Source organism: Pseudomonas sp. (assembly GCF_049590575.1).
Taxonomy (GTDB): Bacteria; Pseudomonadota; Gammaproteobacteria; order Pseudomonadales; family Pseudomonadaceae; genus Aquipseudomonas.
This window is the reverse complement of record NZ_JBAWDE010000173.1, coordinates 1-10,097: the sequence shown is the minus strand read 5'-3', so window position 1 is coordinate 10,097 and position 10,097 is coordinate 1. Positions and strand designations below refer to the sequence as shown.

Here is a 10,097-nt window from a genome sequence, read left to right as displayed (position 1 = left end):
GCTTTGCCCTGGCAAGCAGCTACGTGGTGTGCATGGCGCTGGTGTATGCGGCACTGGGCGTGCTGGCCGCGCTGCTGGGCGGCAACCTCGCTGCGCTGCTGCAGACGCCGTGGATTCTCGGCAGTTTCGCCGCATTGTTCGTGATTCTTGCCCTGCCGATGTTCGGCTTCTTCGAACTGCAATTACCCGCCTTCCTGCGTGACCGCCTGGATAACGTCAGCCGCCAGCAACGCGGCGGCAGCCTGGTGGGGGCCGGGGCCTTGGGCGCGTTGTCCGGCCTGCTGGTGGGCCCGTGCATGACCGCGCCCCTGGCCGGTGCCTTGCTGTATATCGCCCAGAGCGGCAATGCGCTGCACGGCGGCCTGATCCTGTTCGCCATGGGCATCGGCATCGGCATTCCGTTGCTGCTGCTGGTGACCGTGGGCAACCGCTTCCTGCCCAAGCCGGGCACCTGGATGAACGTCCTCAAGGGCGTTTTCGGCTTCCTGTTCCTGGGCACTGCGGTGCTGATGATTCGCCCGGTGGTGGGCGAAAGCCTGTGGCTCGGCCTTTGGGGTGTATTGGCCCTGGTGATGGCGTATTGCGGCTGGGCACTCGCCCGCGAATATGGCCTGGCCGCCAAGGTGTTCGGCGCCGGTTCCCTGGTGCTGGGCCTGTGGGGCGCGGTGCTGGTGGTGGGCGCGGCCGGTGGCAGCGACGAGCTGTGGCAACCGTTGAAGGTCTACAGCGGCTCAGCGGCCGCCGCCGCGCCGAACGCCCATGAAGCGTTCATGACCATCAGCGACCCGGCAGTGCTGCAAAGCCAGCTCGACAGTGCCAAGGCCCAGGGTCAATGGGTGCTGTTGGACTACTACGCCGACTGGTGCGTGTCGTGCAAGATCATGGAAAAACAGGTGTTCGGCAAACCCGACGTCATGGACGCGTTGAAAGACGTACGCCTGCTGCGCCTGGACGTTACCGCCGACAGCGCCGCCAGCCGCGAGCTGCTCGGCCGTTACAAGGTGCCAGGGCCGCCGAGCTTCGTGTGGATCGGCCCCGACGGTGAAGAACGCCGCGCCCAGCGCATTACCGGCGAAGTGGATGCCGGCGCCTTCCTGCAACGCTGGAATCAGACCCGGGAAGCCCTCTGATGCTGACCCTGACCATCGGCACGTTCGCCATTGCCCTGAATCACATCCTGCTGATCAGTGCGCTGATTCTCGCCACGGTGGTGGGTTGGCTGGTGGCCAGGCGTGGCGGTGAAAACCCGGAATCGGTGCTGTTCAGCCTGTTCCTGCTGGGCATGTTGGTCGCACGCATCAGTTTTGTGTTGATGTACTGGAGCGATTACAGCCACGACCCGCTGCAGATCGTCGACCTGCGCGACGGCGGTTTCCTCGCCTGGCCCGGCGTGATCGCGCTGGTGCTGGGCGCATTGGCTTACAGCTGGCGCCGCCCTGCCTTGCGCAAACCACTGAGCGCCGGGGTCATCACCGGGTTGGTGTTCTGGGGCATGACCAGCGTGTCCCTGAGCCTGTACGACAAGGGCTCGCAGCTGCCGGACATCACCTTGCGCAACGCCAATGGCCAAGTGGTGCAACTGGCCGATTACAAAGGCGGCCCGCTGGTGATCAACCTCTGGGCCACCTGGTGCCCACCCTGCCGGCGGGAAATGCCGGTGTTGGAACGCGCGCAGCACCAGCGCCCCGACGTGACCTTCCTGTTCGTCAACCAGGCCGAAAGCATGCAAAGCGTCAGCACCTTCCTGGCCACTCAGGGCCTGACCCTCGACAACGTGCTGTTCGATGCCAGCGGCCGTCTCGGCCAGGCCGTGGGCTCCATGGCCCTGCCGACCACCTTGTTCTACCAAGCCGATGGGCGCCTGATCAACAGCCACCTGGGCGAGTTGTCGCGAGCCAGCCTGGCCCGTGCCATGGAACCCTTCGACACTGCACCTCAAAGGAAACCGACATGCCAAGCCTCCGCCACCTGCTGACCCTGCTGCCGTTGACGCTCGCGGCCACCCTGGCCCAGGCCGAAGAATGGCCGGCGCCGATCAAACAGATCGAAGCCAAGGGCGCCAAGATCCTCGGCAAGTTCGACGCCCCCAGCGGCCTCACCGGCTACGCCGCGCAGTACCAGAACCGCGGCATGGCCCTGTACCTGACCGCCGACGGCAAAAGCGTACTCGCCGGTAACCTTTACGACGCCCAGGGCAATGACTTGAGCAGCGCCCCCCTGGAAAAACTGGTGTACGCGCCGATGGCCAAGGAAGTCTGGGCCAAGATGGAAAAAAGCAGCTGGATCCAGGACGGCGATAAAAACGCGCCGCGCACTGTTTACCTGTTCAGCGACCCCAACTGCCCGTACTGCAACATGTTCTGGGAACAGGCACGCCCATGGGTCAAGGCCGGCAAGGTGCAGTTGCGCCACATCATGGTCGGGATTATCCGCGAAGACAGCCCCGGCAAATCCGCCGCGCTACTCGCCGCCAAGGACCCGCAAAAAGCCCTCGAAGAACATGAGGCCGCCGGCAAAGCCAGCACGCTGCAGGCGCTGGACAAGATCCCGGCCGGCATTGAGGCCAAGCTCGATGCCAACATGAAGTTGATGGAAGAGCTGGAGCTGTCGGCGACGCCGGCGATTTTCTATCTGGATGACAAGGGCCAGTTGCAGCAACAGCAGGGCGCACCGTCGCCGGAGAAGTTGGTGAAGATCATGGGGCCCAAATAAACCGCCCTTTAAACACTTTCAACCAGGAAATCGTCCATGTACCAATCGTTCCCCATGCCTGAAGTTTCATGGCTGTGGAGCTCCAGCAATACCGGGGCGGCGCCCGCTACAAAGGTAAAACTCAAGGTCTGCCAGTCAATGCCCATCAGGTTCAGCACAGGGGTTTTATCCACCGAATCCTGACGCAACGACAACTTGGGCGTTTTATACGCATCCCCATCTCGACGTACTTTCACAGAAAACCGATAGGTGTCACCTTCGCAGAGATCATCGAAGACGCTCTGTAGAATCGGCCCCGCACTGGCCTCTGAATAGGTGTAATTGCGCGCGCTAAAGCCAGGTTTACCATCGGGGCCTTGGGCCACGGGTGCGATGGTGATGTCCCTTGGGTCTGGCGCCCCTGTGCCAATAGCCCAGCGGCCCAGTTTCTGGTCATTGAAATCGGTCAGGTCGCGATATGGCTTACGCAAGGTCAGGTTCAACGCGGGACATACAATCATCGGCCCGTGCTCACCACAGGCATCCGCCCGGACCTTGAGCGTGACGGTCAAGGTGGCGTGGTCAGGGAATTTCTCCAGCTCGCTGCGGGAAAGCGTACGCGACACACCGTTCTTGACGTCGCTGGACGTAATCGCTTTACCCACCATCACGTGGAAGGTGTAGACCGATCCGTCCTTGAGGTAGCCCTTACAATCCATCCAGGCGTTGTGCCCCACCTCGATGAACGCCCATTTAGGCACAAAGGCCGTGGCATCCCCGGTGAAGGTGCGCAAGTCCAACACGCCGTTCTGTGCCTCACGCACCTGCGGTTCGGGCAACTGCGCCGGCACGCTGAAGTGCAGGTCAGTGATCACCTCGCAAACCCGAGTAACCGTACGCCGGACAGTCACCGTCCTGGTGACCCCGGGGTGGTTCAACTCTCCGGGTTTGATCTCGGAGGGCACTGCGACGCTCAAGGTTGTTTTTTTAGCCACGGTAAAGTCTCCAGTGCAGGGTAGATACACATCAGCCATGCCACAGGAGACATTCAATGCCCGGGCAGCACGCCCTGGCTACTGTCAAAGTTGACAGGTTTTCAGCCAAAACCGCGCTACCCGACCAATGGTTATATAGCCCTTAAAGTCCCTCCAGTTCAGCCATCAAGTCACTCAGGCGATCCACCTTGTCCGCGCTGATCTCATTGGCCGCCAGCCCGTCGATGTACTCGGCCAACTCCGCCACCGTGCTGCACTCGAACATCGCCCGCAGCGGTACATCCCGTTGCAGGGTTTTCTGCACCCGCGAGGCAATCTGCGTGGCCAGCAACGAATGCCCGCCCAGCTCGAAGAAGTTGTCCTGGACGCCCACACGCTCAACCTTGAGCACTTCAGCCCAGATGGCGGCCAAAGTGGTTTCCAGTTCGTTGCGCGGCGCCAGGTAGTCCTGGCTGTGCAACTGGCCGATTTCCAGGGCCGGCAGCGCATTGCGGTCGAGTTTGCCGTTGGCGTTCAGCGGCAGGCGTTCGAGCCACAGCCAGTGCAGCGGCACCATGTACTCCGGCAGTTCGGCGCGCAGGCGCTGCTTGATGCGGTCCAGGCGATCGCTTGGGTTCAACCCTTCATCCGCCGCCACCAGGTACCCCACCAAGTGCTTGCCGTTGACGCCTTCCTGCACGCCGACCGCCGCGTCACGCACCTCCGGTTGCTCGTGCAGGCGCGCTTCGATTTCACCCAGCTCGATGCGGTAACCGCGAATCTTCACCTGATGGTCGATGCGCCCGACGTATTCCAGCACCCCATCGCTGCGCCGACGGGCCAGGTCGCCCGTGCGGTAGAGCCGCTCGCCCGCCGCGCCGAACGGGTTCGGCACAAACACCTGGGCGGTGCGCAATGGGTCGCTGACGTAACCGCGCCCCACACCAGTGCCGGCCACGCACAACTCACCGACGGCGCCTTGCGGCACCAGCTCCAGCGCGCCATCCAGCAGGTACAGGCAGTTGTTGTCGGTCGGTGTACCAATCGGCAGGTAAGTGCCACGGGTCGACGCCAGGTCGACGCGGAAGAACGCCACGTCATCCGAGCACTCCGCGGGGCCGTAAGCGTTGACCAGGCCAATCTCCGGGTAACGCTGCAACCACTGGTGCGCCAGCTCCGGTGGCATCGCTTCACCCGTCGGCAGCATCCAGCGCAAGCCGTCCAGGCCCATGCGTTCCTGGGCCAGCATGCCCTGGATCAGCGACGGCACGCTTTCCAGCACGGTAATGCCCTGCGCCTGAACGTGCGCGAGCAAACCCTGCGGATCGTGGGCGATGGTGTTCGGCACGATATCCACCCGCGCGCCGAACAGCGGCGACGCGAGGAATTGCCACACGGAAATATCAAAACTCTGCGACGCGGTCTGGGCGATCACATCCGCAGCGCTCAGGTCCAGGTACGGCACCTTGCTCAATTGGTTATTGAGCATGCCGCGCTGTTCGACCATCACGCCTTTGGGCAGGCCGGTGGAACCCGAGGTGTAGATCACATAGGCGAGGTTGTCCGGGCCGCTGTACACGCCTGGGTTTTCACCGCGGCCAGGCACTTCCTCCCACACCAGCAACTGGCAGTCGACGCCGTCGAGCAGTTCGATCGCCTGCTCGCGGCACGCCTCGGTGCACACCAGCAATGGCGTGCGGCTCAGGTCGATGATGCGGCTCAGGCGCTGGCTCGGCAGCCCAGGGTCGAGCGGCAGGTAACCGGCACCGGCCTTGAAGCTGCCGATGATCATGCCCAGCAGGCCGAGGTTGCGCTCGGCCAGCAACGCCACCGGTTGGTCCAGGCCGACACCCGCCGCGATCAGCGCGTGGCCCAGGCCATTACTGCGCCGGTTCAGCTCGGCATAGGTCCATTGCTGGCCCAGGCAGCTCGCGGCAATTCGCTGCGGATGTGCGTTCACCTGCGCTTCGAACAGCTCGACATAGCTGCGCTCCAGTGGATAGGCGTGCTCACTCTGGTTGCAGCCGTGCACCAGGAATTCCCGCTCCTGCTCGCCGATCAGCGGCAGGTCGGCCATGTCGCCATGGAAGCCCTGCACCAATGCCAGCAGCAAGCGCTTGAACTCGCCGAGCATGCCTTGCACGGTGGTTTCGTCGAAATAACGCTGGTCGTAGGACAGGTGCAAACCGAGGTCATCGCCTGGGTAGCACACGGCGGTCAACGGGAAGTTGGTGTGGGTACGGCCGGAGTCCGAGGTGGCGTTCAGGCTTTGTGCACGATCCAGCACCGAGACTTCCACCGGGGCGTTCTCGAACACGAACAGGCTATCGAACAGCGGCTGGCCCTTGGGCAGCTCGCTGTGTTCCTGGATCGTCACCAGCGGCAGGTATTCGTACTCGCGCAGCTGCATGTTGCTGTCGAGCAAACCGCTCAACCACTGGCGCACGCTGCAACGCTGGTGGTCCTGCGGCAACTTCACTCGCAGCGCGATGCTGTTGATGAACAGGCCGACGGTGCGTTGCATCTCGGGCATTTCCACCGGGCGCCCGGCCACGGTGACGCCGAACAGCACGTCGCGGTCGCCACTCAAGCGCCGCAGCACCAACGCCCACGCCGCCTGGGCGAAGGTGTTGACGGTGAGCTGATGGGCCTGGGCCAGTTCACGCAGTTGCGCGCCGTCGCGGGCATCAAGGCGCGTATAGCAATCACCCACCACCATGCCGCCGCTGTGGCCGGCGTGTTCGCGCAGGAACGGCCGGTCGCTCGGGATCGGCGTAGTGCGCTCGAACCCTTGCAGGTTCTGCTGCCACCACTGGCGTGCCTCGGCCAGGTTCTGGCGTTGCAGCCAGGCGATGTAGTCGCGGTAACGCGGCGGCGTGGCCAGTTGCGCCTCGCGGCCTTCGCCCAGTGCCATGTAGATATCGAAAAAGTCATTCATCAGCAACGAACGGCACCAGGCATCGATCAGGATGTGGTGGTTGCTCATCATGAACCAGTAGCGCGCCTCGCCAACGCGAATCAGGCGCAGGTGGAACGGCGCCTGGTTGAGCAGATCGAAACCGGCTTCGCGCTCGGCCTTGAGCAGTGCTTGCAGGCGCGGCTCCTGTTCGCTTTCCGGGTCGGCGCTCCAGTCCAGGTAGTCAATCGGCGTGCTGCCCGGTTTGTGGATCACTTGCAGCATGTCTTCGCCGACGTTCCAGCAGAACGACGCACGCAGGGCTTCGTGGCGCGCGATCACGGCCTGCCAGGCCTGGGCGAAACGCTCAGGGTCCAATGCGCTGTTGATGCGGTAGCGGTCCTGCATGTAGTAGAGGCCGGTGCCGGGCTCCAGCAGGGTGTGCAGCAACAGGCCTTCCTGCATCGGCGTCAGCGGGTACACGTCTTCGATGGCGTTGGCCGGCACCGGCAGGCTGTCGAGTTGCGATTGGCTCAAGTGCGCCAGGGGGAAGTCGGACGGCGTGAGGCCGCCGGCGTCGTCCCTGAGGCAATGCGCGATCAGGCTTTGCAGCTCAGCCAGGTACGCCTCCGCCAGGTCACGGATGGTCTGTGGGTCGTGGCGTTCGCGGCTGTAGGTCCAGCGCAGCACCAACTCGCCGCCATACACCTGGCTGTCCACGCTCAGCGCGTTGGGCAGCGGTGCATCCGGGTCGTGGGCCAGGCCCGCCGACTCATCCAGCGGGTGGAACAGCGCATCGGCACCGAAGCTCTGGTCGAACTGGCCGAGGTAGTTGAAGGTGATGTCCGCCGTCGGCAAGGCGGCCATGGTGTGCTTGCACAGGTCGTCGGCGAGGTAGCGCAGCACGCCATAGCCCAGGCCTTTGTGCGGCACGCCGCGCAGTTGCTCCTTGATCGCCTTGATCGAAGCGCCCTGCCCGGCTGCTTCTTCGATTTGCAGCGGTGTCAGGCGCAGTGGGTAGGCGCTGGTAAACCAGCCGACGCTGCGGGTCAGGTCGATCTCGTCGAACAGGGTTTCGCGGCCATGGCCTTCGAGTTGGACCAGCGCAGACTCATGGCCGCTCCAGCGGCACAGCACACGGGCCAGGGCCGTCAGCAGCAAGTCGTTGACCTGGGTGCGGTAGGCGCTCGGTGCCTGTTGCAGCAACTGGCGAGTATGCTCGGCATCCAGGCGCACGCTCAGCGTATCGGCATCCCGATTGCGCAGCGAACCTTGCGGGCGATCCACCGGCAATGCGACGGCAGGCCCCGCCAACTGGTCCTGCCACAGGCTCAATTCTTCACGCAGGGATTCGCTGCCGGCATAAGCTTGCAGGCGCGCGGCCCAGTCGCGCAGGGCGCTGGTCTTGGCCGGCAGGTTAACCGACTGACCGTCGCTGAGCTGGCGGTAGACGGTTTGCAAATCCTCAAGCAACACGCGCCACGACACGCCGTCCACCACCAGGTGATGGATCGCGATCAACAAGCGCTGCTGGCCTTCAGGGCCATCGACCAGCAAGGCGCGCAGCAGCGGGCCGTGTTCCAGGTCAAGGCTGCGCTGGGTGTCGGTGAACAGCGCGGTGCACTGCGCCATATCGCGCACTTGCGCCTGCATCAGCACGCCACCTTGCGGCACAACCCGATGCTCGGCATGCCATTGGGCCTCGCGCCGGGTGAAGCTCAGGCGCAGCGCATCATGCTGTTCCAGCACCGCCAGCAGCGCTCGCTCCAGGCGGTGGGGGTCGAGCAGTTGCAGCGGCTTGAGCAGCAATGCCTGGTTCCAGTGCTGACGGTTGGGGATGTCAGTGTCGAAGAACCAGTGCTGGATCGGTGTGAGACCTGAGCTGCCGGTCAGCACGCCCTGCTCGGCCTTGACCTGCTCGGTGCGGGTGGCGACGGCGGCCAGGGTCTGCACGGTCTGGTGTTGGAACAGGTCGCGCGGGCTGAAATGAATCCCGGCCTGACGCGCGCGGCTGACCACCTGGATCGACAGGATTGAGTCACCGCCCAGTTCAAAGAAGTTATCGTCGAGGCCAACCTGCTGCACGTTCAGTACCGCGCACCAGATCGCCGCCAGGGTCTGCTCCAGCGCATTGCGCGGCGCCACGTAGTGTTGGCGATTCGCCTCTGGATCCGGTTGCGGCAAGGCGCGGCGGTCGAGTTTGCCGTTGGCGGTCAGCGGCATGCTGTCCAGTACGATCAGGTGCGCGGGCACCATGTAGTCCGGCAATTGCGCCTTGAGGTGCGCCTTGAGCGCGTCGCGCAGGGTGCCGTGCTCGGCATCGCTGACCAGGTACGCCACCAGCTGTTTGCCGCTGGGCGCATCCAGCGCCAGCACCACTGCTTCGCGCACGGCTTCGTGTTCGAGCAGGCGGGTTTCGATCTCGCCCAGCTCGATGCGGAAACCGCGAATCTTCACTTGATGGTCGATACGCCCCAGGTACTCCACCAGGCCATCGGCGCGTTGGCGCACCAGGTCGCCGGTGCGGTACACACGGCCGCCATTCCTGGCAAACGGGTCGGCGACAAAACGCTCGGCGGTCATCCCCGGACGCTGGTGATAACCCTGGGCCAGACCCGCCCCGCCGACGTACAACTCGCCGGTCGCACCTTGCGGCACCAAGGCCAGATCAGCGTCGAGAATATAGGCCACGCGGTCACCGATGATGCTGCCGATCGGCACGCTGCCGGCGCCCTCTTCGAGCTGCTGCGGCGCCAGGCTCGCCAGCGGCATCACCACGGTTTCGGTCGGGCCATAGGCATTGAAAAACACCTGCGGCTGGAACGCCGCGCGGATACGCTGCAAGTGCTCGCCGGTCAGCGCTTCGCCACCGGTGATGCACATGCGCACCGGCAAGGTCTGCTGCTGGGTCGCCAGCCACTGCGCCAACTGGCTGCCGTAGCTCGGGGTAAAGCCAAGGATAGTGATGCGGTGGGTGCGGATCAGCGCGCAGATTTCTTCGGCATCCCACTGGCCCTGGGCGCGCAAGACCACCTGCGCGCCGCTGAGCAATGGCACCAGCAACCGCTCGGTGGCGGCGTCGAAGTTGATCGAATAGAAGTGCAGTTCGCAGTCGTCCGCGCGCATGCCAAAACGCTCGATCACCGCCTGGCAATGCATGGCGATTTCACCATGGGACACCACCACGCCTTTGGGCTTGCCGGTGGAGCCGGAGGTGTAGATCAGGTACGCCTGATGCTGCGGCAGGCTGATAAACGGCAGTTCACCGGCCGGGTAATTGGCCAGCAGCGGCGAATCGTCTTCCAGGCACCAGCACGCTAGCGTCGCCGGCAACTCGCCCAGGGCTGCGAACATCGCCGCGTCACTGAGCAGCAGGCCGATGCCGCTGTCTTCGATCATGTAATGCAGGCGGTCCAGCGGGTATTCCGGGTCCAGCGGCACATAGGCGCCGCCCGCCTTGAGGATTGCCAGCAGGCCGATGACCATTTCCAGCGAGCGCGGCAGCGCCAGGCCGACCCGCACCTGCGGGCCGACGC

Annotated in this window: 5 protein-coding genes; 3 read left to right on the top strand and 2 right to left on the bottom strand. The window is 64.1% G+C overall.

What is annotated here, in order from left to right:
- The 3 genes from dsbD to dsbG form a co-directional block, all read left to right on the top strand.
- On the top strand, positions 1-1,130 hold a 1,130-nt coding region (gene dsbD / locus WBR57_RS12215), incomplete at its 5' end, for a protein-disulfide reductase DsbD (protein WP_424084047.1).
- A complete protein-coding gene (locus tag WBR57_RS12210; protein ID WP_424084046.1) occupies positions 1,130-1,975 on the top strand; it encodes a prolipoprotein diacylglyceryl transferase family protein in 846 nt (281 codons plus the stop codon). The genes dsbD and WBR57_RS12210, both read left to right, overlap by 1 nt.
- On the top strand, positions 1,951-2,712 hold the full coding sequence (gene dsbG, locus WBR57_RS12205; RefSeq protein ID WP_424084045.1) for a thiol:disulfide interchange protein DsbG: 762 nt from the start codon (positions 1,951-1,953) through the stop codon (positions 2,710-2,712). Before WBR57_RS12210 ends, dsbG begins: the two co-directional genes overlap by 25 nt.
- A gap of 8 nt (positions 2,713-2,720) precedes the next feature.
- Here dsbG and WBR57_RS12200 read toward each other — a convergent pair whose 3' ends face one another.
- Complete coding sequence (locus tag WBR57_RS12200) at positions 2,721-3,686, bottom strand: hypothetical protein (RefSeq protein ID WP_424084044.1); 966 nt, start codon at positions 3,684-3,686, stop codon at positions 2,721-2,723.
- 142 nt (positions 3,687-3,828) lie between these two features.
- Positions 3,829-10,097: non-ribosomal peptide synthase/polyketide synthase (locus tag WBR57_RS12195; protein ID WP_424084043.1), on the bottom strand; the 6,269-nt coding region annotated here is incomplete at its 5' end.